This window comes from Arthrobacter sp. K5, assembly GCF_040448525.1.
In the GTDB taxonomy this organism is placed as follows: domain Bacteria; phylum Actinomycetota; class Actinomycetes; order Actinomycetales; family Micrococcaceae; genus Arthrobacter; species Arthrobacter globiformis.
In genome coordinates, this window is the sequence record NZ_CP159279.1 from 4,892,382 (window position 1) to 4,914,409 (window position 22,028).

Genomic DNA, 22,028 nt, shown 5'->3' on the forward strand with positions numbered 1-22,028 from the left:
GAATATGAACCTGGATCTGGCTGCGCGTGATGATGGCTTCCTTTTTTGGGGGTGGTTGTTGGGTGTGGTTGGTTTTCATGGTTCTCTCGAAAATTACTGATTGATCTTTTGTGGTCAAGTTTTTAAGAGCACACGGTGGATGCCTTGGCATTAGGAGCCGAAGAAGGACGTAGGAATCTGCGATAAGCCTGGGGGAGTCGATAACCGGACTGTGATCCCAGTGGTGTCCGAATGGGGAAACCCCGCCAGACGCGCGAGTGATCTGGTGACCCGCATCTGAACACATAGGGTGCGTGGAGGGAACGCGGGGAAGTGAAACATCTCAGTACCCGCAGGAAGAGAAAACAACAGTGATTCCGTTAGTAGTGGCGAGCGAACGCGGATCAGGCTAAACCGACCCATGTGTGATAGCCGGCGGGCGTTGCATGGGCGGGGTTGTGGGACTTGTTGTCCTGGTTCTGCCGGACCGGGGAGGTGTGAGTGCTGGTATAGGTGAACGGTCTTGAAAGGCCGGCCGTAGAGGGTGTGAGCCCCGTAACCGTAATGCTGTGTACCGCCTTTGATGAGTATCCCAAGTAGCACGGGGCCCGAGAAATCCCGTGTGAATCTGTCAGGACCACCTGATAAGCCTAAATACTCCCTAATGACCGATAGCGGACCAGTACCGTGAGGGAAAGGTGAAAAGTACCCCGGGAGGGGAGTGAAACAGTACCTGAAACCGTGTGCTTACAATCCGTCGGAGCAGCCATAGTAGTTGTGACGGCGTGCCTTTTGAAGAATGAGCCTGCGAGTTAGTGTTACGTCGCGAGGTTAACCCGTGTGGGGAAGCCGTAGCGAAAGCGAGTCTGAACAGGGCGTTGCAGTGGCGTGATCTAGACCCGAAGCGAAGTGATCTACCCATGGCCAGGTTGAAGCGACGGTAAGACGTCGTGGAGGACCGAACCCACTTCAGTTGAAAATGGAGGGGATGAGCTGTGGGTAGGGGTGAAAGGCCAATCAAACTTCGTGATAGCTGGTTCTCCCCGAAATGCATTTAGGTGCAGCGTTGCGTGTTTCTTACCGGAGGTAGAGCTACTGGATGGCTAATGGGCCCTACAAGGTTACTGACGTCAGCCAAACTCCGAATGCCGGTAAGTGAGAGCGCAGCAGTGAGACTGTGGGGGATAAGCTTCATAGTCGAGAGGGAAACAGCCCAGACCACCAACTAAGGCCCCTAAGCGTGTGCTAAGTGGGAAAGGATGTGGAGTTGCGAAGACAACCAGGAGGTTGGCTTAGAAGCAGCCATCCTTAAAAGAGTGCGTAATAGCTCACTGGTCAAGTGATTCCGCGCCGACAATGTAGCGGGGCTCAAGTACACCGCCGAAGTTGTGGCATTCACATATTTTCCAAGCCTTTGTGGTTCAGGAGTGTGGATGGGTAGGGGAGCGTCGTGTGGGCGGTGAAGTCGCGGTGTAAACCAGCGGTGGAGCCTACACGAGTGAGAATGCAGGCATGAGTAGCGAAAGACGGGTGAGAAACCCGTCCGCCGGATGATCAAGGGTTCCAGGGTCAAGCTAATCTGCCCTGGGTAAGTCGGGACCTAAGGCGAGGCCGACAGGCGTAGTCGATGGACAACGGGTTGATATTCCCGTACCGGCGAAAAACCGCCCATGTTGAACAGGGGATACTAACCGCCCGAGACCTGCCTGACACCCCTTGTGGGTGAAGGGTTTTGGTGGAGCGCGGGACCTGATCCTGGGAGGCAAGCGTATTAACAGGTGTGACGCAGGAAGGTAGCCGAGCCGGGCGATGGTTGTCCCGGTCCAAGGATGTAGGGCGAACGGTAGGCAAATCCGCTGTTCATGTGCCTGAGATCTGACGGGACTCCCGTAAAGGGGGGATTCGGTGATCCTATGCTGCCTAGAAAAGCATCGGCGCGAGGTTTTAGCCGCCCGTACCCCAAACCGACACAGGTGATCAGGTAGAGAATACTAAGGCGATCGAGAGAATTATGGTTAAGGAACTCGGCAAAATGCCCCCGTAACTTCGGGAGAAGGGGGGCCCCAACCTTGAACGGACCGTGCGTCCGGGAGGGATCGGGGCCGCAGAGACCAGGGGGAAGCGACTGTTTACTAAAAACACAGGTCCGTGCGAAGTCGCAAGACGATGTATACGGACTGACTCCTGCCCGGTGCTGGAAGGTTAAGAGGACCGGTTAGCCTCACGGCGAAGCTGAGAATTTAAGCCCCAGTAAACGGCGGTGGTAACTATAACCATCCTAAGGTAGCGAAATTCCTTGTCGGGTAAGTTCCGACCTGCACGAATGGAGTAACGACTTCCCGCTGTCTCAACCATAAACTCGGCGAAATTGCAGTACGAGTAAAGATGCTCGTTACGCGCAGCAGGACGGAAAGACCCCGAGACCTTTACTATAGTTTGGTATTGGTGTTCGGAGTGGCTTGTGTAGGATAGGTGGGAGACGTTGAAGCCCGGACGCCAGTTCGGGTGGAGTCATCGTTGAAATACCACTCTGGTCACTTTGGACATCTAACTTCGGCCCGTAATCCGGGTCAGGGACAGTGCCTGATGGGTAGTTTAACTGGGGCGGTTGCCTCCTAAAAAGTAACGGAGGCGCCCAAAGGTTCCCTCAGCCTGGTTGGCAATCAGGTGTCGAGTGTAAGTGCACAAGGGAGCTTGACTGTGAGAGAGACATCTCGAGCAGGGACGAAAGTCGGGACTAGTGATCCGGCGGTACATTGTGGAATGGCCGTCGCTCAACGGATAAAAGGTACCTCGGGGATAACAGGCTGATCTTGCCCAAGAGTCCATATCGACGGCATGGTTTGGCACCTCGATGTCGGCTCGTCGCATCCTGGGGCTGGAGTAGGTCCCAAGGGTTGGGCTGTTCGCCCATTAAAGCGGTACGCGAGCTGGGTTTAGAACGTCGTGAGACAGTTCGGTCCCTATCCGCTGCGCGCGCAGGAAATTTGAGAAGGGCTGTCCTTAGTACGAGAGGACCGGGACGGACGAACCTCTGGTGTGTCAGTTGTACTGCCAAGTGCACCGCTGATTAGCTACGTTCGGATGGGATAACCGCTGAAAGCATCTAAGCGGGAAGCTCGCTTCGAGATGAGATTTCCATACACCCTCGGGTGTGAGAGGCCCCCAGCCAGACCACTGGGTTGATAGGCCGGATGTGGAAGCGAGGACTAACGACTCGTGAAGCTGACCGGTACTAATAGGCCGATAACTTACACCACACAAGAACAAAGCATGCTTGCGTCCACTATGTGGTTCCCAACCAACAAACCCGTTGGAACAGGAACCAAAATAAACTGAATAACAACACCACAGTTGTTGTAACCACAAGATTTCCCCCGCACACCCGCACGGGTGTGTGACGGGACACAGGGTTACGGCGGTCATAGCGTGGGGGAAACGCCCGGTCCCATTCCGAACCCGGAAGCTAAGACCCACAGCGCCGATGGTACTGCACCCGGGAGGGTGTGGGAGAGTAGGTCACCGCCGGACAACCATTAGGTCGAGAGCCCCGAACCAGTCATGGTCGGGGCTCTCCCGCATTTAAAACACCCTCTCAGCTGGTCCTGACGCTCGCTGTTGCTGTCCCGCCTGCGCTTGATTCGGCCTTGACAGCGGTGACCTGCTTGGCAGGTCCGGGCTTGACCGCCAGCGTCCAGTTCCCGAGGGAGTTTGCCTTTACAGTTCCCAAGCGGGCGGCAGCTCGCCCTGGTGTCACGTCGTACAGCACGATGGTGGCCGAGGTTGCTGCCGTCGACCCGGCGTACCTGGAAGTACCGCTGAAGGTCATGTCCTTCCTCAGCCGGTGCCGGGCACTGGTAATGGTCACCACGTCTTTCTGTCCCACAGGTGCCGCAGCCGGGGCTGGTGCCGGTGGTGATGCCACCGGTGATGTGGCCGGCGTGGTCGTCACCGGTGTGGCCACCTCTGCTGCCTCGGTGGTCTGTGGTGCCGGCGCTTCCGTCCCTTGTGCCGGTGCAGTCTGGTTGATCAGGTGCGGCTTTACGGCCTCCACTGGATGATTGGGATCTGGGTCGTTCGTGTCGATGCCGACGCTGAACTGGGCCATCATGTCGTGGTCCTCGTGGGGCAGGTTGTGGCAGTGGATCATGTACCTGCCGCGGTGGTGTTCGAATTTCATGAGCAGCCGGACCGTCTCGCCCTCGCCCACGTAGACAACGTCCTTGGGCCCACGCTCGTGGGCGAAGGGTGCCTGCCCGTTGCGGCTGAGGACCTGGAAGTCCACCAGATGGATGTGGACCGGATGGAACCATCCCCCGAGCTGTTTTCTATTTCCCAGATTTCCACGTCGTCGAGGTCGGGATTTGCGAGAACCTTTCTGTAGCCACTCTCAACCACCTCGTCCCACGTCATGCCGCCGATTGTCCAGACGTCCAGGTCCCGCTTTACGCGCATGCGCCTGGTCTTTACAGAGTCCGACGTCTTAAGGCTCATGGCCGTGCTCGGGGCGAGAAGCGTCGGCAGCACCCTGGCGCCGGGACCGGACGTGTCTACCGGCTCGTCCGTTACGTCGAAGGCCATGACCCTGTTGGTGAAGTCGTAGTCCACATTGTTCTTGTTGGACAGGTTGCGCAATTCGACCCGCTTGCCAACGGGATACTTCGAAAAGTCGATGAGGACTTCGTAGCGCTCGGCGCCGCCGTGACGCCAGTTGGTCACCTGCTGGGCGGCCGGCATCAGGCCGCCGTCCGTTGCGACGATAGTCATTGCGTCTCCTGTGCTCAGGGAGAAGCGGTAGGAACGCGCAATGGAGGCATTGAGAATACGGAAGCGGTAGATCCTGCGCTGGACCTTCATCACCGGCCAAGGCGCTCCGTTGACAAGGATGACGTCGCCCCACAGGCCGGAATGGGTGTTGTCGTTGTAGCCGAGGGAGCCGTTGGCTGCGAACATGGCGTCGGATACCGTGAGCGGCACGTCAAACCTTCCCTGCGGAAGAATGCTGCCCTCCACTTCGTCGTGCAGGTGGTACTGGGCAGCGAGACCGGAGTAGACGCTCTGGGCCGTATTGTGGACGGCGTGGTCGTGGTACCACAGCGTCCGTGCCGGCTGGAAGTTGGGGTATTCATAATCCTTGCAGTAGCCCAGGCCGGTGAGGTCGTTGGCGTAGCCGTCGAACTGCGGCAGCGACGCCGACCCGTGCAGGTGGGTGGAGGTGTCAAGCCGGTACCCCCACTGCGGGTGGAACAGGGGCAACACGTTGTCCATCTCCAGTGTGATGCGTTCGCCCTGATTCACCTTGATGGTCGGCCCCGGAAATGTCCCGTTGTAGCCGAGGATCGGTGTGCTGAGGCCAGGCACGATGTTGGCCAGGGCGGCTTTCTGCTCAATCTTGTACAGGTGCCGCTTGTGGCCGTCAGGGTCCACGACCGTGCTGCTGGGCCTGAGTACCTCCGGAATGGGAAGTGTCCGTTGAAAGGGCTTCGGCATGTTGCGGGACGCCAGCTGGCTTGCTGACTTGGCGTTGACGGAGGTCAAGGGGACGGCCAGTCCAAACGCGCCGATGATCCCCAGTCCACCTATTTGCAATGCCTGACGGCGTGTAACTGACACGACTACCTCCGACGTCGTAAAGAAAGTCCAATTGATTTAGTTGAAGGGTGTATTACCTACCCTGCGGAAACCTTGAGGGAGGCAGTGCTGGCGGTGGCCTTCTTTGGGTGGAAGCCACCCAAGGGGGGCCGCGTGGGGGCGAAGCCCATTAGGGCTCAGAGGACATCACCAGATTGTGGTCGCGCTCAGTACCGGAACGGTGCCGTGCGACCGGATCGCGGCGCTGGCGGGACGTGGACAGCACAGCCGCCGCCGCGCCAAGAAGCGTGCCGGCCGCGATGATCCACATGGCCATGCCCGCCGGCTCGACCACCGCCAAAACCGGTTGGTCCCAAGGCTGGCCCACCGTGATCAGCCACTCCTGCCGCCGCGAGTCCGGCAGCTGGTCTGCTTGTTGGGCGAGGGCCCAGCCGTGCGCTGCATAGAGCGCAGCCACGGCACCTAAGGTCGCCAGCCTGGAGGGCAGTGACGATCCAGGGCCGCCGTGGGTGGCGCGGGCAAGGGAAGCTGTGAACAGGCAGCCGGAGAGCAACGCCAACATGGCCATTGCTTGGTACCCGAACTGGGTGCGCGACGAGTACTCCAATAAAGGCGTGTAGTACAGGGCAGCCAGCACCGCGGCCAAGCCAGCGGCCGCCATATATGGCGCCGACGATGCACTCATAACGGGACGCAGGATTAACAGGAGAGCTTCCGCACCGCCTATGGTCCCGTCCTGCCTCGGCGCAGCGCCGAGCCTGGCCAATGTCAGCGGCGCACCCGGAACCAGCAGGAGCGGAACGACGGCGACAAGAAGCATCTGGGTGGTGACGTGGGCACTGATCAGGTACTCCTGGTAAACGCGGAGTCCTCCGTTGGTGACCAGGAACAGCAGCGCGACTCCAGCCACCCAAAGACCCGCGCGGTAACCGGGCCAGTGCCCGCCACCGTTCCTGACGCGCCGCACGCCGGCTGCATACAAGAACAGAGCGCCGGCACACAGGAAGATCCACAGGGCATCCGGCTTCCAGCTGCTGAGGAGATCCACAAAACCCGGAAGACGGAGGGACACCGGGGCGGGTGCTGCCTGCGAGACCGTTGGCGGCGGGGTGCGCGCCAGCGCGGCGGCCAGCCCAGAGGCGGCTGCCATGACGGCAAGTTCGGCCACCGCCAGGACTGCGAAAGTGGTCCGTGCCCGGCCCGGGACTCCACGCCAGCTTCGCAAGGATCCACTTTCGGTGCAGGGAACCGAATAGGCCCAGAACCCCCAGAGCTGCGGTCTTGGCCAAGAGGATCAGGCCGTACGGTGTGGCCAGCCCTTCAAGCGTGCCGATGCCTGTCACTCCCGCCGCCACGCCCGAGACTGCCAGGGCAAGGAAGGACAGCAGCGCCAGCGTCGAATAACGCCGGACCGCGGCCAGCAGCTCCGTTTCCAGCGTCCGCCGCAGCAGGACGAGCGCCGCCAGACCGCCGATCCAGATGGCTGCGGCGACCATGTGCATCACCACCGAAACCGTACTGTCGGCGTGGCTGGCACCTCCGGCGGCATGGGAGTTTAGAGCCAGCGGTATCAGTCCCGCGGAAGCCAGCACAGCCGTGACGGCTACAGCCCGCTGGCTCTGAACTCCGAAGCACAGGAGCGCCACGGCTGCCGTAATCACGACGGTCAAAGCATTTCTCCGCCCAGCGTCGACGTCCGTCAGGAAGCTCACAAGGATGGCGCCGGATCCTTCCGAAAACAGCGGCAGATTAGCCAGCGAGTGGAAGGTGAGGACGCTGACCGCGGCTGAGGCGGCTGTCCACAGCACAGCGGATATACCGGCAAGGACGAGTGCCTTCGAGAACGCTTTTCCTTTTGGGGGAAGGGCAAAGAGCGCCAGGACAAGAGGTCCGACAGTCCCGGCAGCCGCGACATTGAAAGCAAGCTTGGCAACAGGAAGCCCCCAGATCACCGCTGCGCCGGTCCGGTCAAGGAGTGCTGCTTCCTGGCCGGCCTCGGTTGAGTAGGCAACGAACAGTGCCAGTAGCCCGCAACCCAGGATCATGGCTGCAGCGGCCACCGGCTTCGTCCGGAAATTCTTCATGGTCCCCCCTCGGCGGATGCTGTAGGGCACAGTCTTGCCACGCCTCCTTGGATTTTTCCTGTGGGATGGTGCGCTCCCCCGGACGCCCCGAAGCACGAATAAACGGGCGGGCCCGCAACTGACCGAGTAGCCCACGCTGTGAGGATGCACACGCCGGCCCGTGGACGGCCCTCGCCGTTAGTGGCTGGCACCGCCTCTCACCTAGAATTGCTAGAGATATGCGGACACCGAATGCTTCACCCCGGGTCGCGCAAGACAACCAAACACGGACAAGAGCGGCTGCACATCGCGCCAGTGGTCGGCTCACTACAGGAGGAATCCACTATGGCTGAGCACAAGGGCGGCGGTTACCGCGGCGGAAATGACCGGGGGGACTCGGGAAGCAACCGGGGACGGCAGGGGGGCCCGTTTAGGGGGACCAATAACTCCGGCGGGGATCCGCGGGGCTTCCGCTCCCGTGAGGGCGACGGCGATCGTCGCAGTTTCGGTGGCGGTGAGCGTAAGCCGTTTGGTGACCGTCCGCGCCGCGAGGGCGACGGCGATCGTCGCAGTTTCGGTGGCGGTGAGCGTAAGCCGTTTGGTGATCGTCCGCGCCGTGAGGGTGAGGGTGACCGCCGCGGTTTTGGTGGTGGCGAGCGTAAGCCGTTTGGTGATCGTGAGCGTAAGCCGTTTGGTGATCGTCCGCGCCGTGAGGGTGAGGGTGACCGCCGCGGTTTTGGTGGTGGCGAGCGTAAGCCGTTTGGTGATCGTGAGCGTAAGCCGTTTGGTGATCGTCCGCGCCGTGAGGGTGAGGGTGACCGCCGCGGTTTTGGTGGTGGCGAGCGTAAGCCGTTTGGCGATCGTGAGCGTAAGCCGTTTGGTGATCGTCCGCGCCGTGAGGGTGAGGGTGACCGCCGTAGCTTTGGCGGCGGTGAGCGTAAGCCCTTTGGTGACCGTCCCCGCCGCGAGGGCGACGGTGATCGCCGCAGCTTTGGTGGCGGAGACAACCGCAGGCCTTTCGGCGACCGGCCGGACCGTGCACCCCGCGAGGACCGTGCACCCCGCAGCTTTGACCGTGGCGACTCCGGCCCCCGCCAGTTTGGCCGCGACAGGGCTGAGGACCGCCCGGCCCGCGTTCCCAACGCCCGCGACCTCCGCAGCGCCAACCGCCCGGACCGTGAACGTTCGCCCGAAATCGATGAGGATGTCACGGGCAAGGAACTCGACCGCGCCACGCAGCACCAGATCAAAACCCTGGAATCAAACAGCGCGGAATGGGTTGCCCGCCACCTCGTCATGGCCGGACGGCTTCTCGACGACGAGCCTGAGCTCGCGTTCCAGCACGCCCTCGCTGCCAGCCGGCGCGGAGGACGCCTTGCCGCTGTCCGCGAGGCCGTGGGCCTGACCGCCTATGCCGCCGGACACTACGGCGAGGCCCTGCGCGAGTTCCGCACCTACCGCCGGATCAGCGGTTCCAACGTCCACCTGCCCGTGATGGCCGACTGCGAACGCGGCCTGGCCGGCCCGACCGCGCCCTGGACGTCGTCCGTTCCGAGGAAGCCCAGGACCTCGACGCGCCCGGCAAGGTGGAACTGGCGATTGTCGCCTCCGGCGCCCGTGCCGACCTTGGCCAGCTGGACGCCGCCGTGGCGGAGCTGGAGATCCCTCAGCTGGACATCAACCGGGCCTTTTCCTACAGCCCGCGCCTGTTCCGCGCCTATGCCGACGCCCTGACCGCCGTCGGCCGCGAAACCGAAGCCGGAAAATGGCAGCGGCAGGCCGTCGTAGCGGAAGAAGCCCTGGGCCTGGGCATGGCCGAGGAACCGGACATCATCGACCTTGGCTGGGACGAGGAAGAGGAAGCCCGCGAAGAAGCCGAACGCCGGAAGCGGATTGCGCACGCTGCTGGCACGCCGGCGCAGGACGGAGCAGGGTCTTCCGACAGCCAGGCGGCTCCCGGCATCAGCGCCGGGGAGGAAGCTGCCGCGCAGCGGCCCTCAGCGGACGCTGCGGTAGAAAACCTGGACGACGCCGAGGCGGACTACTTCGAATCCGACGACGCCGAGTCCGACGAGGATTCCGCCGAGCCGGATGACGACGCCGAGATCGCCGAAGCCGAGCACGCCGCAGCCGGGCACACCGAACAGCAGGATGCCGACCGCCGCCAGAACGGCTCGGAGGAGTAGTCGAACATGAGTGATGCACAACTGATTTCGCGGTTCGACGCACTGCTGGCTGATCTGGACGGAGTGGTCTACAGAGGACCCCACGCGATCCCCGGCGCTGTGGAAGCCCTGCAGCGGCTGGACGGGATCGGCGTCGGCCTCGGTTACGTCACCAACAACGCCTCCCGTACCCCGGCCCAGGTCGCGGCCCACCTGCGTGAGCTCGGCGCCCCCGCAGAGGACCACCAGGTGGTGAGCTCCTCCCAAGCCGGGGCTGACCTATTGGCGTCCCTGCTGTCCCCGGGCTCCGCCGTGCTGATTACCGGCAGCCCGGCGCTGGCCCACGAGGTTGAGCTTGTTGGCCTGAAGCCGGTGCACAGCGCCGAGGAGAATCCGGTGGCAGTCGTGCAGGGCTTCAACCCCGCAATCGGCTGGAAGGATCTCGCCGAAGCGTCCTTCGTCCTGGCGGACGGCGAGGTGCTGTGGGTTGCGACGAACACTGACATGACCCTCCCGCAGACGCGGGGAACCGCGCCGGGCAACGGGTCACTCGTGGCGGTGGTGGCGGCCGCAACCGGCCGGCAGCCCTCGTCGCCGGCAAACCGGAGGCCCCGCTGTTCCATGCCGCGGCCAAGCGCCTGTCGTCCGACCGGCCGCTGGTGGTCGGCGACCGGCTGGACACCGACATCCTGGGCGGCAACCGGGCCGGCTTCGCCACGGTGGCCGTGCTGACCGGCATCGACACCCTGGAAACCATGCTGGCGGCCCGGACCGAGGAGCGGCCCCGCTACATCATCCGGGACCTGGCCGGCCTCTACGAGGCATATCCGGACATTGATAACGACGGCGGGACCTTCCGTTGCGGGAACGCCACCGCCACCGTTGCCGGAGATGCCATCCGCATCGCCGGGCGCAGGGATGACCTCGATTCGTGGCGGGCGGCATGTGCCGCATGGTGGGCGGCCCGGCCCGACGCCGACGTCCCCACGGCTCCCGAACTCGAGTGGCTGGATCAATAGACTGGTGCCATGCCCGAGTTGAACAACGACGCGTCGGACGGCGCGGCTCCGGACCCCGAAATGCCAGGTGCCGAAATGCCAGGCGCCGTCTGGCCGGAGCTGCCCATGCCCGGCAGCGCCTCTGAAGCCGGCGTCGCTGACCCGGCGGTGCTGGCCACCCTGGACCGGGTTCGCGAGGTCCCCGGGCTCCCGGTGTCGGAGCACCCCGCCGCCTATGCAGCCATGCACGACGCCCTGCTGGAAGCCCTGAACGAGGAGCCGCAGAACGAGGCGCCGCGTGAAGAACCGCAGCAGGGTCCGGGTGCCGCCTGACCATGACCAGACTTGACCAACTGCTCGTCAGCAGGGGCCTGGCGCGGTCCCGCACGCACGCCGCCCGGCTCATCGCCGAAGGCAAGGTGTCCTCCGAAGGTGACGTCCTCGCCAAAGCGTCGCTGCAGATGGGCGACGACCGTGAACTGAGCGTCGCGGAAGACGCGACGGACGCCTACGTCAGCAGGGCCGGCCACAAACTGGCCGGCGCGCTGGACGCCTTCCCCGAGGTCGCCGTCGGCGGCAAACGGTGCCTTGACGCCGGAGCCTCCACGGGCGGCTTCACCGACGTCCTGCTGCGGCGGGGAGCCGCGCACGTGGTGGCGGTCGACGTCGGGCACGGCCAGCTGGTGCCGCAGCTCCGCAGCGATCCGCGCGTGAGCGTGCATGAAGGGCTGAACGTCCGCTACATGGATCCCGGCCAGATCGGCGGCCGGGCCGAGCTCACGGTTGCCGACCTGTCCTTCATCTCCCTGACGCTGGTGCTGGCCCCGCTGGCGGCCTGCACTGCCCCGGGCGGGGACTTGGTCCTCATGGTCAAGCCGCAGTTCGAGATCGGCAAGGAGCGGCTCGCCCGCACGGGAGTCGTCACCTCGGAGCGCGAACGGCGCCTGGCTGTCGGTAAAGTGGCGGGGGCGGCGCTCGACGCCGGCCTGGAACTGCGGGGGCTGGTCACCAGCCCGTTGCCTGGCCAGGACGGAAATGTCGAATACTTCCTGTGGATAACGCAAAGAATGTCCGAAGACTTGCCTAAGATCGAAGAGCGGGACGCAGCCGTGGCTGCGTTGTTGGGAAAGATCTGGCCGAACCACTAGAGAGCGGAACCCGATGAGCAGGCGTGTACTGGTACTTGCCCATACCGGCCGCGAGGAATCCCTAAAGGCGGCCTCGAGGCCTGCGCCCAGCTCCACGCCTCCGGCATCATCCCCGTCATGCAGAAGTCCGAACTGGGCGACATGGAGGGCTTCTTCGGCGCCATGGACCAGCCGGTCGAAATCCTCCATGACCATATCCAGCTTCCCGACGTCGAACTGGTCATGGTGCTGGGCGGGGACGGGACCATCCTGCGGGCGGCAGAACTGGTCCGCGAAGTGGACGTGCCGCTGCTGGGCGTGAACCTCGGCCATGTCGGCTTCCTCGCCGAGAGCGAGCGTGCGGACCTCGCCCAGACAGTCGAATGGATCGCCAGCCGTGAATACACGGTGGAGGAGCGCATGACCATCGATGTCCAGGTCTGGGTCCGCGGCCAAAAGATCTGGCACACCTGGGCCCTGAACGAGGCCGCCATCGAAAAAGGTGACCGGGAGCGCATGCTCGAACTGGTCACCGAGGTGGACGAGCGCCCGCTGACCTCCTTCGGCTGCGACGGCGTGGTGCTGGCCACGCCCACCGGATCCACCGCCTACGCGTTCTCGGCCGGCGGCCCCGTCGTATGGCCCGAGGTGGAAGCACTTCTTATTGTTCCCATCAGCGCGCACGCCCTCTTCGCCAAGCCGCTGGTGGTTTCGCCCCGGTCCCGGCTGGCCGTCGAAGTGCTCAACCGCACGGACGCCCTGGGCGTGCTGTGGTGTGATGGCAGGCGCTCCGTGGACCTGCCTCCCGGCGCCCGCGTGGAGGTCACCAGGTCCACCACCCCCGTTCGCCTCGCCCGCACGCACCAGACACCGTTTTCTGCGCGGCTGGTCCGCAAGTTCGAACTTCCCATCCATGGCTGGCGCGGCCCCGTGCCCCAGTCCGAGCAGGTCCATACCGGTCCCGTGCCGATCGTGCGCACACCCCGGACCATGGCGCCGCCCTCGGGCCTCCGGCCGTACGAACCCGGTTCAGAATCCGATCCTCCGACTGAAAAGTGAACCATGCTTGAAGAACTGAGAATCCGCGATCTCGGCGTCATCACCGACGCCACGCTGCCGCTGGGCCCTGGGCTCAGCGTGGTGACGGGCGAGACCGGTGCAGGCAAGACCATGGTGGTCACCGCCGTCGGGCTGCTGCTGGGAGCCCGGTCGGACGCCGGCGCCGTGCGCAGCGGCGCCAAGAGCGCCTCTGCCGAAGCGGTGGTGCAGTTGCGGTCCGGCCACTTCGCCCTGGAACGCGCCAGGGATGCCGGTGCTGAGATCGAGGAGTTCGACGGCGGCGCTGAACTGCTGCTGTCACGGCGCCTGGGTGCCGACGGACGCAGCCGGGCCTTCCTCGGCGGCCGGGCCGCCCCGGTGGGAGTGTTGGCCGAAATCGGCGAGTCGCTCGTGGTCGTGCACGGGCAGACGGACCAGATCCGGCTTAAGGGAGCAGCCGCACAGCGCGAGGCCCTCGACAAGTTCGCGGGGGACGGGCTGGCCTCGATGCTCGGCGGATTCCAGGACCTCTACAGCTCCTGGAAGTCCAGCCAGGCCGAGTTGGACACACTCCGAAGCGCGGAGCGGGAGCGGCTCCGCGAGGCCGAGTCCCTGGAAGCCGCGCTGGCGGAGATCGACGCCGTGGACCCGCAGCCGGGGGAGGACGAGGCCCTGAAAGCCGAGGCCGTGAAGCTGGCCAATGTCGAGGAACTCCGGATCGCGGCCACCACCGCCCACCAGGCCCTCATCGCCGAGGACTTCGGCGAGGCCGGCGACGCCACGTCGCTCGTTGATGCGGCCAAGCGGACCCTGGAACACGTGGCCGAGCACGACGAGGAACTCGGCTCAGCAGCCGCCCGCCTCGCCGAAGTCGGGTTCCTGCTCAACGACATCGCCACCGAGCTGGCCAGCTACCAGGCCGGGCTGGACTCGGAGGGGCCGGAGCGCCTGGCCGAAATCGAAGAACGCCGGGCGTCCCTGGCCAAGCTGGTCCGGAAGTACGCGCCGAGCATCGACGAGGTCCTCGAGTGGGCCGAGAACTCCCGCGCGCGCTTCGACGAACTGCAGGGCGACTCCACCCGGATCGAAAACCTGGAAGCCGAGGTGGCCAGGGCCGGCACGGAGCTGAAGAAGCAGGCCGCGGCCATCAGCAAGGTCCGCGCCAAGGCCGCGAAGGACCTCTCCGCCCGGGTCAGCGCGGAGCTGAAGGCTCTCGCCATGGCCGACGCCACGCTGGTGATCACCATCGACGCCGCAACCCAGCTGGGACCCCACGGCGCGGACGAGATCTCCTTCCTGCTCCAGCCGCACTCGGGCGCCCCCGCCCGGCCGCTGGGCAAGGGCGCGTCCGGTGGTGAGCTCTCCAGGGTCATGCTGGCCATCGAGGTGGTGCTGGCGGCCGTGGACCCCGTGCCCACGTTTGTCTTCGACGAGGTGGACGCCGGCGTGGGCGGCCGCGCCGCAGTAGAGATCGGCCGGCGGCTGGCCATGCTGGCCCGCCACGTCCAGTCCTGGTGGTTACGCACCTGCCGCAGGTGGCAGCGTTTGCCGACCAGCACATCCGTGTGACCAAGACCTCGGTGCGCGGCGCCGACGGCTCCACCGCCAAGGGCTTCACCTCCAGCGACGTCCAACTCCTGGACGAGGCCGAACGCGTCAGGGAACTTGCCCGGATGCTGGCAGGGCAGGAGGACTCCGAAACCGCCCAGGCGCACGCCCAGGAGCTTCTGGACGACGCCAAGCTCCTGCCACAGCAAGCCTGATCCGCTGATGGCAGCCCTTGCCGGGAGCGCACGGACAGGGAAAACTGAAGCCTTTGGGGACGCATACCCGATCCGTGGAAGGCTCAATTGATGATAGGCTCGAATTCCGTGGTGCAGCGATCAAATTCCCGTGTAAATTCCCGGTTCCCGGGCTCGTCCAAGACGACCAAACACATCTTCGTCACCGGCGGTGTGGCGTCCTCGCTAGGCAAGGGACTGACGGCCTCCAGCCTCGGCCACCTGCTGCGGGCACGCGGCTTGTCAGTAACTATGCAGAAGCTCGATCCCTATCTGAACGTGGATCCGGGCACGATGAACCCCTTCCAGCACGGCGAGGTCTTCGTCACAGACGACGGTGCTGAAACCGACCTCGACATCGGACACTACGAGCGCTTCCTCGACGAAAACCTCGAAGGTTCGGCCAACGTGACCACCGGCCAGGTTTACTCCACGGTCATCGCCAAGGAACGCCGCGGCGAATACCTCGGTGACACCGTCCAGGTCATCCCGCACATCACCGATGAGATCAAGCGCCGGATGCGGCTTCCCTCCGAGGGCAAGAACGCGCCGGACGTCATCATCACGGAGATCGGCGGCACCGTCGGCGACATCGAGTCGCAGCCCTTCCTCGAGTCCGCCCGCCAGGTCCGCCAGGACATCGGCCGGACCAACGTCTTCTTCCTCCACGTTTCGCTGGTCCCGTACATCGGTCCTTCGCAGGAACTGAAGACCAAGCCCACGCAGCACTCCGTGGCCGCTCTCCGCTCCATCGGCATCCAGCCGGAGGCCATCGTGATCCGTTCGGACCGCGAAGTCCCCGACGCCATGCGTGAGAAGATCGGCCGCATGTGCGACGTCGACATCGACGCCGTGGTCAACGCCGCCGACGCTCCGAGCATCTACGACATCCCCAAGACCCTGCACACCCAGGGCCTGGATTCGTACATCGTCCGGGCGCTGGACCTGCCGTTCAAGGATGTGGACTGGACCAGCTGGGACAAGCTCCTCGAAGCTGTCCACAACCCCAAGCATGAGGTTGAGGTTGCCCTGGTGGGCAAGTACATCGACCTGCCGGACGCCTACCTCTCCGTCACCGAGGCCCTGCGCGCCGGCGGCTTCGCCAACGACGCCAAGGTCAAGATCCGCTGGGTGCCGTCCGACGAATGCGAAACCCACGAGGGCGCAGTGCGGTCCCTGGAGGGCGTGGACGCCATCTGCGTTCCGGGTGGCTTCGGCATCCGCGGCCTGGAAGGCAAGCTGGGCGCCCTGAAGTTTGCGCGCGAATCGCGGCTGCCCGTACTGGGCCTGTGCCTGGGACTGCAGTGCATGGTCATCGAGTACGCCCGCAACGTCGTCGGCCTGGAGGGTGCGTCCTCCAGTGAGTTCGAGCCGGACTCCAAGTACCCGGTCATCGCCACGATGGAGGAGCAGCTCGAATTCGTCGAGGGCCGCGGCGACCTCGGCGGCACCATGCGCCTTGGCCTGTACGAGGCCAAGCTGGACGAGGGCTCGGTCATCGCCGAGACCTACGGCAAGACCACCGTCAGCGAACGCCACCGCCACCGGTACGAGGTGAACAACAAGTACCGCGAGCAGATTGCTGCCGAGGGCCTGGTGTTCTCCGGCACGTCGCCGGACGGCAAGCTGGTGGAATACGTGGAGCTGCCCCGTGAAGAGGTCCACCCGTATTACGTGGCCACTCAGGCGCACCCGGAACTGAGCTCACGGCCCACCCGGCCGCACCCGCTCTTTGCCGGCCTGGTGAAAGCCGCCCTGGACCATCAGAGGGGCGGCGACGGAACCGGTTTCGAGCCCGCCGCTGCCGGCTCCGGCGAAGCCACCGCAGAGTAATTTCACAGCACCCATAGAGTAAGGACGGCGCGATGCCCGGTAAGTCTGAAAACACCCCTGCTGGCCGGCAGGTTTCGGATGCGCCGAGCCCGCGCCGTCTGCTCTCCCGGGAGCGGGTTTACAACGGCCGGATCTGGGACGTTGTCAGCGACAGCTTCAAGCTCACCTCCGAGGGCGACCCCATTGTCCGGGACTACATCGAGCACCCGGGTGCCGTCGCTGTGCTCCCCATGAACGACGACGGCGAGGTGCTGCTGATCAAGCAGTACCGCCACCCGGTGGGCATGGACCTGTGGGAGATTCCCGCGGGTCTGCTCGACGTCGAGGGTGAGGACTTCGTGGTGGGCGCCGGGCGGGAGCTCGCCGAGGAAGCGGACCTGATCGCCAGCGACTGGAACGTCCTGGTGGACTTCTTCAATTCACCCGGATCCTCCAGCGAGGCGATCCGCATCTACCTGGCCCGCGGCCTCACCGAGGTCCCGCACCACGAATTGCACGTCCGCACGGACGAAGAAGCGGAAATCGAACTGCATTGGATCCCGCTGGAGGATGCCGTTGCGGCGGTGCTGGAGGGCCACCTGCACAACCCGTCCGCCGTCGTCGGAATTCTTGCTGCTGCAGCCGCGAAAGCGGACGGCTTCAGGGGACTGCGGCCGGGCGACGCCCCCTGGCCGGCGCACCCCAGCCAGCGCTGATGTCCGCGGACACGGCGGCACCGGAGGAATCTCCGGACACGGCGGCACCCCACCTGGCAGATGGCGCGAAAACGGCGCCGCCGGAACGGCCCCGCACCGCGATTGACCGCGGCGTGACCGACTACCTCCAGCACATGGGCGTCGAACGGGGCCTCGCAGCAAACACACTCTCCGCGTACCGCCGCGACCTCGCCCGCTATTCTGCCTACCTGGCCGGGCAGGGCCTCAGCAGCCCGGCTGACATCACCCGCCACCACGTGACGGGTTTTGCCCAAGCGCTCTCCGACGGCGCCGACGGCGGCACCCCGCTGGGGGTGCGGTCCGCGGCGCGGACCGTGGTGGCCGTACGGGGGCTGCACCGCTTTTGGGCGCTGGAAGGGACGACGACGGCGGACCCCGCCAGCGATGTCCACCCGCCAATGCCCGGCAAACGGCTGCCCAAGGCCATCACAGTTGAGGAAGTCACCAGAATCCTGGAAGCCGCCGGTACTGACACCGCGACGGGCCTCCGGGACCGGGCGCTGCTCGAATTCCTGTACTCCACCGGTGCCCGGATCAGTGAAGCCGTAGGCCTGGACGTCGACGATCTCTCGGTGCAGGCGGCCGAATCCGGCCCCGCCATCGTTCGGCTGTTTGGAAAGGGCTCCAAGGAACGCCTCGTGCCGCTTGGCTCCTTCGCGGCCCGGGCCCTCGATGCGTACCTGGTGCGGGGCCGCCCCCTGCTCGCGGGGAAGGGCAAGGGCACCCCTGCGCTGTTCCTCAACGCCAGGGGCGGGCGCATCAGCCGGCAGAGCGCCTGGACCATCCTGAAGGCGGCGGCGGACAAGGCGAACATCACCAAGGATGTCTCCCCGCACACGCTCCGGCACTCTTTCGCCACCCACCTGCTCGAAGGCGGAGCGGATGTCCGCGTGGTCCAGGAACTGCTCGGGCATGCCTCGGTGACCACCACGCAGGTGTACACACTCGTCACCGCCGACACGCTGCGGGAAGTCTACGCTGCTGCGCATCCCCGGGCACTGGGATAATCCCGGCCGAGGGACAGACATGCGGAAAGCGCAGGCAGCGCTAGGCTGGTCTGCATGACTTCCGTGCCTGTCACCCTCTGCTTCCTGCTACGGGAGCGCCCGGAGTCAGGGCCTGAGGTGCTCCTGGGCCTGAAGAGGACAGGCTTCGGAACGGGCAAGATCGTCGGACTGGGCGGGCACGTGGAGGCCGGCGAAACCGACGCCCAGGCGGCATGCCGGGAGGTACTGGAGGAGGCCGGCGTCGTCGTCCTTGAGCAAGACCTGTTCGACGCGGGAAAAGTGGAGTTCGTCTTTCCCGCAAGCCCTGACTGGAACATGTCCACCCGCCTGTTCACGTCCCGCCGGTGGGCCGGTGAGACCTGTCGAGAGCCCTGAGATCATCCCGGAGTGGTTCCTCATTTCCGCCCTTCCACTGGAGCGCATGTGGCAGGATGCGGAGCACTGGCTGCCGCTGGCGCTGGCCGGGAACGTCGTCGATGCCGTCATCACCCTGAATGAGGACAACGAGACCGTGGCGGCCGCCGAATATTCCTTCCGTGCCGTGTAACCGCCCGTTCCCTGCCGGAAACTAAACGTTTAGCCTGCCTGGTCAGGGACACTACTTCTTACGTTTGGGGAGACGTGGATTCGGAACGCGAACTGGCGTTCATCGCCGTTCACAGGGACAGCTATCCGCGGGTTTACAGATACGTGCGCCGGCGGGTGGAATCGCCCGAGCTCGCCGAAGAGCTCGCAGCGGACGTGTTCCGCGTGGTCTGGCAAAAATGGCACGACCAGCCGCACGCGGACATCGCGTGGCTGCTGACAGTCGCACGGAACCTGATCGGCAACGCCTACCGGAGCCGAGACCGGTTCGTGGCCCTGCAGGCAAAACTCCGGGCGTCCGCCGAGCTCCGCTCCGGTGCGGAGTCGAGGACCTGCTAGTTCACGATGCCATGGCCGCGCTGCGCGACAGTGAGCGCGACATCCTGCAATTGGCCTACTGGGACGAGCTGAGCGTGGCGGAGATCGCCGGAGTTCTGCAGTGCAGCGAAGCTGCTGCCAAGGTCCGCCTGCACCGTGCCCGGGCCGCGTTCCGCAAGCAAATGCCGGTGACCCCGGGAGCGAGCAAACAGAACTCCGTCACACAGAAGATGGGTGCATGAGATGGATCCGATCAAAAGCCTGATTTCCGGGTCAGACCCGCTCCGCAACGATCCTGCCGAGATGCCCGACGCCGATGCGGCCCTTCGGCGGGTAACCTCCGGGGCCCCGATGTTCACGGACAGCCTGCCGGCCAACGTTCTGCGGTTCCGGGACCGGAAACGGCGGCAGGCGCGCGTTGCCGGTGTGCTGACCTTGGCTGCGGCGACGGTGACCGCCGGTGTGCTGGTGGCAACGAACTTTGGCGCCCTGATATCCGCCCCGGCTCCTGCCGGCCCCGTCGCACCAACCTCGTCGGAAACGACGGCGGCAGCATCAGCGAAGCCGACGGCAACACTAAAGCCGACGGCGGCACGGACGGTCGCACCAGCTGCTACTGCGACTGCTGCGCCGACACCGGCGCCCGTTACCTGGACCACCTTCACGGACGCCACCGGCCAGGCCACCTTTGAACACCCGGTGGGGTGGACTGTGTCCCAGATGCCGCAAACCATCGACGGCGGTTCCTACAACATTGTCGAAGTGAAGACTGCCGCCGGAAAGACCGTGTCCACCTGGGCTTGGTCTACGACGTCACGGGTGGCCCGGTGTGCCCGGCCCCGAAGCCGTACCAGACCCTCGACTCCGTGGTTGTCGACATTCCGCAGAAAGCCGCCAAGCTCAGGAACACCCTCAGGGTCCCTCCGCTTTGTCTTCCGTGTGATCCAGGGAGACAAGGTCTATGGTTCCCTCGCCCTGGCTGACGGAGATTTAGCTCCGCAGCCCACGACGTGTGGTTTATACAACGGCATCCTGGGCCCGGACAATGTCCCGTTCGCGCATTTTGGCGATACTGTCTGGCTCACGTCCGACGGTCAGGGCGCTCCGCTCACGTTCGACTCGGTTGTCGAGGCCAAAGCCTACCCATGGCGACGCAAGAATACCGGGACATCAAGCGCATGCTGATCTCCTGGCACTAAAGCCGGCCAAAACGGCCACCAGCCCGCGCTTCGTCAGCGAGGACGGGAAAGCCAGCTTCGTTCTCCCGCAGGGCTGGACCGCGAAGGACGTCCCGGTTGGAACGCCGGACTACCCGGGCTCGGGAATCACGGTGTCCGACGAAGCGGGCAAGACCGTGGCGAATTTCCAGCACGCCGCCGCCGGTGGCCTCGGGGGTGCGTGCCCGAACGAGAAGTACACCATGACCGAATTGGATACAGGTTTGTCGTCCATCACGGCAGACTGGGCTGTCCAGCGGGGAGTCCGTTTCTCCTACCGCGTCCTGGACCGTACCCTGCAGGCCAAGGAGTCACCTACCAGGTGGGGCTGGTAGACAAGGACAGCAGCCCTGTGCAGGACACTTGCCAGATTATTGCGGTGGTTACTGGCACTCCCCGAGGAATCCTGTCCTTCACGGGCGCTGGTGCCGGAAGCAGTGCCACCGAGCCACGACGTTCGCCGGCATGGCCGAGGCCAGGGCCTATCTGGAGACTCCCGAGTATAAGAAGCTGAAGGGCATGATCCAAAGCCTGCAGATCAGCTCCTGACTCTGCAAAGGACGCTCATATAAACGACGCCGGGCCGGCCACCCCAGAGAGGTGACCGGCCCGGCGTCGTACGTTGCAGGCGACCGATTACGGCACGTGCCGTTCGTCCGGACCGTTGTAAGCACTCAGCGGGCGGATGAGTGAGTTCGCGTTCAGTTGCTCCATGAAGTGGGCTGTCCAGCCAGTGATCCGGCTGGCGACGAACAACGGCGTGAACATGTTCGTGTCGAAGCCCATGAGGTGGTACGTGGGGCCGGCAGGGTAGTCGAGGTTTGGCTTGATGCGCTTGGCGCTCGTCCATGGCCGATTCGAGACCGTTGTACACAGGCCCAGCAGTTCGGGCCGGCCGTAGTGGGCGATCATCTTGTCGAGGGCTGCCTTCATGGTGGGCACGCGGGAGTCACCGTGCCCCAACGAACCCCACGGTGGCCGAAGCCCATGACCTTCTTCTTCTGGGCCAGGAGCGTTCTCCATCCATGCCTTGGCGCGGTCGGCGGCTTCCTCCAGGCGACTCCTCGAGCCCGGTCCGATCTCGTCGAAGAGGGTGTGCCAGACGGCTTCGTTGGCTCCGCCGTGCAGCGACCCCTTCGATCACACCGATGGCGCCGGTCACCGCCGAATGGAGGTCCGACAGCGTGGACATAATGACGCGCCCGGCGAAGGTGGAGGCGTTGAGGCAACCGCGTAGAGAATCATGGAGACGTTGAAGGCCTCCACCACCTCGGCAACGGCCTCCTCGCCGAACGTCATCCACAGGAAGTTGGCCAGGTAGCCGAGGTCATCCCTGGGCTCCACGGGGTCCTGCCCGCGCCGGCGCCGCTGGTCGTGGGCCACCACGGCCGGCATTGCGGCAAACAGGTCCAGGGCCTTGGCCGTAGTGGCCTCACGGGAGGAATCCTCCGCGAGTTCGTGGCGCTTTTGCTTACATCACCGACGACTGCGGGTGCGGCAGACGTCCATGGGGTGCGCAGTCGTCGGGAGGGCATCAATCACCTGTTTGACCACGGGATCCAGCGGCCGTCCGGCGCGCTCGCGGGCCGTAAAATCAGCCAGCTCGCCG

General features: G+C 64.7%; 16 protein-coding genes, 2 rRNA genes and 6 pseudogenes. 16 read left to right on the forward strand and 8 right to left on the reverse strand.

Annotation, left to right across the window (positions count from 1 at the left end; translation table 11 throughout):
* Positions 1-112: 112 nt before the first annotated feature.
* Positions 113-3,239, forward strand: a 23S ribosomal RNA gene (locus ABRP34_RS22260).
* Positions 3,240-3,393: 154 nt separating this feature from the next.
* Positions 3,394-3,510: ribosomal RNA gene (rrf, locus tag ABRP34_RS22265) — 5S ribosomal RNA — on the forward strand.
* A 64-nt stretch (positions 3,511-3,574) separates the two neighbouring features.
* Here the strand turns inward: rrf and ABRP34_RS22270 are convergent.
* From ABRP34_RS22270 to ABRP34_RS22295, 6 genes and pseudogenes are all read right to left on the reverse strand, one after another.
* Positions 3,575-4,264, reverse strand: a complete 690-nt coding sequence (locus ABRP34_RS22270) for a multicopper oxidase domain-containing protein (RefSeq protein WP_353711805.1) — start codon at positions 4,262-4,264, stop codon at positions 3,575-3,577.
* Positions 4,156-5,592, reverse strand: a complete 1,437-nt coding sequence (locus ABRP34_RS22275; protein ID WP_353711806.1) for a multicopper oxidase domain-containing protein — start codon at positions 5,590-5,592, stop codon at positions 4,156-4,158. Before ABRP34_RS22275 ends, ABRP34_RS22270 begins: the two co-directional genes overlap by 109 nt.
* Before the next feature lie 148 nt (positions 5,593-5,740).
* Complete coding sequence (locus ABRP34_RS22280) at positions 5,741-6,796, reverse strand: cytochrome c oxidase assembly protein (protein WP_353711807.1); 1,056 nt, start codon at positions 6,794-6,796, stop codon at positions 5,741-5,743.
* A 40-nt stretch (positions 6,797-6,836) separates the two neighbouring features.
* Positions 6,837-7,655: pseudogene (locus ABRP34_RS22285) on the reverse strand (copper transporter); the annotation flags it as partial.
* 306 nt (positions 7,656-7,961) lie between these two features.
* Positions 7,962-8,876, reverse strand: coding sequence for a hypothetical protein (locus ABRP34_RS22290; RefSeq protein WP_353711808.1), 915 nt, complete (start codon positions 8,874-8,876; stop codon positions 7,962-7,964).
* Between the two features lie 18 nt (positions 8,877-8,894).
* Positions 8,895-9,119 carry a hypothetical protein gene (locus ABRP34_RS22295; RefSeq protein WP_353711809.1) on the reverse strand — a complete coding sequence of 75 codons (225 nt, stop codon included), beginning with the start codon at positions 9,117-9,119 and terminating at the stop codon, positions 8,895-8,897.
* Between the two features lie 101 nt (positions 9,120-9,220).
* On the opposite strand from ABRP34_RS22295, the gene ABRP34_RS22300 reads away from it, so the two are divergent.
* The 14 genes and pseudogenes from ABRP34_RS22300 to ABRP34_RS22365 all read left to right on the forward strand — a co-directional run bounded on the left by ABRP34_RS22300 (position 9,221) and on the right by ABRP34_RS22365 (position 20,754).
* On the forward strand, positions 9,221-9,820 hold the full coding sequence (locus ABRP34_RS22300; protein WP_353711810.1) for a hypothetical protein: 600 nt from the start codon (positions 9,221-9,223) through the stop codon (positions 9,818-9,820).
* 6 nt (positions 9,821-9,826) lie between these two features.
* A pseudogene (locus ABRP34_RS22305) lies at positions 9,827-10,818 on the forward strand (HAD-IIA family hydrolase).
* A gap of 9 nt (positions 10,819-10,827) precedes the next feature.
* Positions 10,828-11,130 carry a hypothetical protein gene (locus ABRP34_RS22310; RefSeq protein ID WP_353711811.1) on the forward strand — a complete coding sequence of 101 codons (303 nt, stop codon included), beginning with the start codon at positions 10,828-10,830 and terminating at the stop codon, positions 11,128-11,130.
* Between the two features lie 2 nt (positions 11,131-11,132).
* Positions 11,133-11,945 carry a TlyA family RNA methyltransferase gene (locus ABRP34_RS22315; RefSeq protein ID WP_353711812.1) on the forward strand — a complete coding sequence of 271 codons (813 nt, stop codon included), beginning with the start codon at positions 11,133-11,135 and terminating at the stop codon, positions 11,943-11,945.
* Positions 11,946-11,958: 13 nt separating this feature from the next.
* A pseudogene (locus ABRP34_RS22320) lies at positions 11,959-12,983 on the forward strand (NAD kinase).
* 3 nt (positions 12,984-12,986) lie between these two features.
* A pseudogene (gene recN, locus ABRP34_RS22325) lies at positions 12,987-14,725 on the forward strand (DNA repair protein RecN).
* A gap of 90 nt (positions 14,726-14,815) precedes the next feature.
* A complete protein-coding gene (locus ABRP34_RS22330) occupies positions 14,816-16,576 on the forward strand; it encodes a CTP synthase (protein ID WP_353711813.1) in 1,761 nt (586 codons plus the stop codon).
* 32 nt (positions 16,577-16,608) lie between these two features.
* Complete coding sequence (locus ABRP34_RS22335; RefSeq protein ID WP_003801855.1) at positions 16,609-17,271, forward strand: NUDIX hydrolase; 663 nt, start codon at positions 16,609-16,611, stop codon at positions 17,269-17,271.
* Between the two features lie 134 nt (positions 17,272-17,405).
* Positions 17,406-18,299: a site-specific tyrosine recombinase XerD gene (gene xerD, locus ABRP34_RS22340; protein ID WP_245531512.1), complete on the forward strand. Its 894-nt coding sequence runs from the start codon at positions 17,406-17,408 to the stop codon at positions 18,297-18,299.
* 54 nt (positions 18,300-18,353) lie between these two features.
* Positions 18,354-18,846, forward strand: a pseudogene (locus ABRP34_RS22345) (8-oxo-dGTP diphosphatase).
* A gap of 74 nt (positions 18,847-18,920) precedes the next feature.
* Positions 18,921-19,223 carry a sigma factor gene (locus ABRP34_RS22350; protein WP_353711814.1) on the forward strand — a complete coding sequence of 101 codons (303 nt, stop codon included), beginning with the start codon at positions 18,921-18,923 and terminating at the stop codon, positions 19,221-19,223.
* Positions 19,224-19,234: 11 nt separating this feature from the next.
* Positions 19,235-19,444, forward strand: coding sequence for a sigma-70 family RNA polymerase sigma factor (locus ABRP34_RS22355; protein ID WP_353711815.1), 210 nt, complete (start codon positions 19,235-19,237; stop codon positions 19,442-19,444).
* A gap of 1 nt (position 19,445) precedes the next feature.
* Positions 19,446-20,387 (forward strand): hypothetical protein, encoded by a 942-nt coding sequence (locus tag ABRP34_RS22360; RefSeq protein WP_353711816.1) that lies wholly within the window; start codon positions 19,446-19,448, stop codon positions 20,385-20,387.
* Positions 20,388-20,532: 145 nt separating this feature from the next.
* Positions 20,533-20,754 (forward strand): hypothetical protein, encoded by a 222-nt coding sequence (locus tag ABRP34_RS22365; protein WP_353711817.1) that lies wholly within the window; start codon positions 20,533-20,535, stop codon positions 20,752-20,754.
* Positions 20,755-21,055: 301 nt separating this feature from the next.
* Here ABRP34_RS22365 and ABRP34_RS22370 read toward each other — a convergent pair whose 3' ends face one another.
* Both ABRP34_RS22370 and ABRP34_RS22375 read right to left on the reverse strand, forming a co-directional pair.
* Positions 21,056-21,547: a citrate/2-methylcitrate synthase gene (locus ABRP34_RS22370; RefSeq protein ID WP_353713449.1), complete on the reverse strand. Its 492-nt coding sequence runs from the start codon at positions 21,545-21,547 to the stop codon at positions 21,056-21,058.
* Between the two features lie 162 nt (positions 21,548-21,709).
* Positions 21,710-21,814 (reverse strand): annotated as a pseudogene (locus ABRP34_RS22375) (hypothetical protein); the annotation flags it as partial.
* Positions 21,815-22,028 lie beyond the last annotated feature (214 nt).

Excerpts from the sequence above, each read along its gene's own strand:
- ABRP34_RS22310 (WP_353711811.1), top strand. The coding sequence starts at position 10,828 with ATGCCCGAGTTGAACAACGACGCGTCGGACGGCGCGGCTCCGGACCCC.
- ABRP34_RS22315 (WP_353711812.1), top strand. The coding sequence starts at position 11,133 with ATGACCAGACTTGACCAACTGCTCGTCAGCAGGGGCCTGGCGCGGTCC.
- ABRP34_RS22330 (WP_353711813.1), top strand. The coding sequence starts at position 14,816 with ATGATAGGCTCGAATTCCGTGGTGCAGCGATCAAATTCCCGTGTAAAT.
- ABRP34_RS22335 (WP_003801855.1), top strand. The coding sequence starts at position 16,609 with ATGCCCGGTAAGTCTGAAAACACCCCTGCTGGCCGGCAGGTTTCGGAT.
- xerD (WP_245531512.1), top strand. The coding sequence starts at position 17,406 with ATGGGCGTCGAACGGGGCCTCGCAGCAAACACACTCTCCGCGTACCGC.
- ABRP34_RS22355 (WP_353711815.1), top strand. The coding sequence starts at position 19,235 with ATGGCCGCGCTGCGCGACAGTGAGCGCGACATCCTGCAATTGGCCTAC.
- ABRP34_RS22360 (WP_353711816.1), top strand. The coding sequence starts at position 19,446 with ATGGATCCGATCAAAAGCCTGATTTCCGGGTCAGACCCGCTCCGCAAC.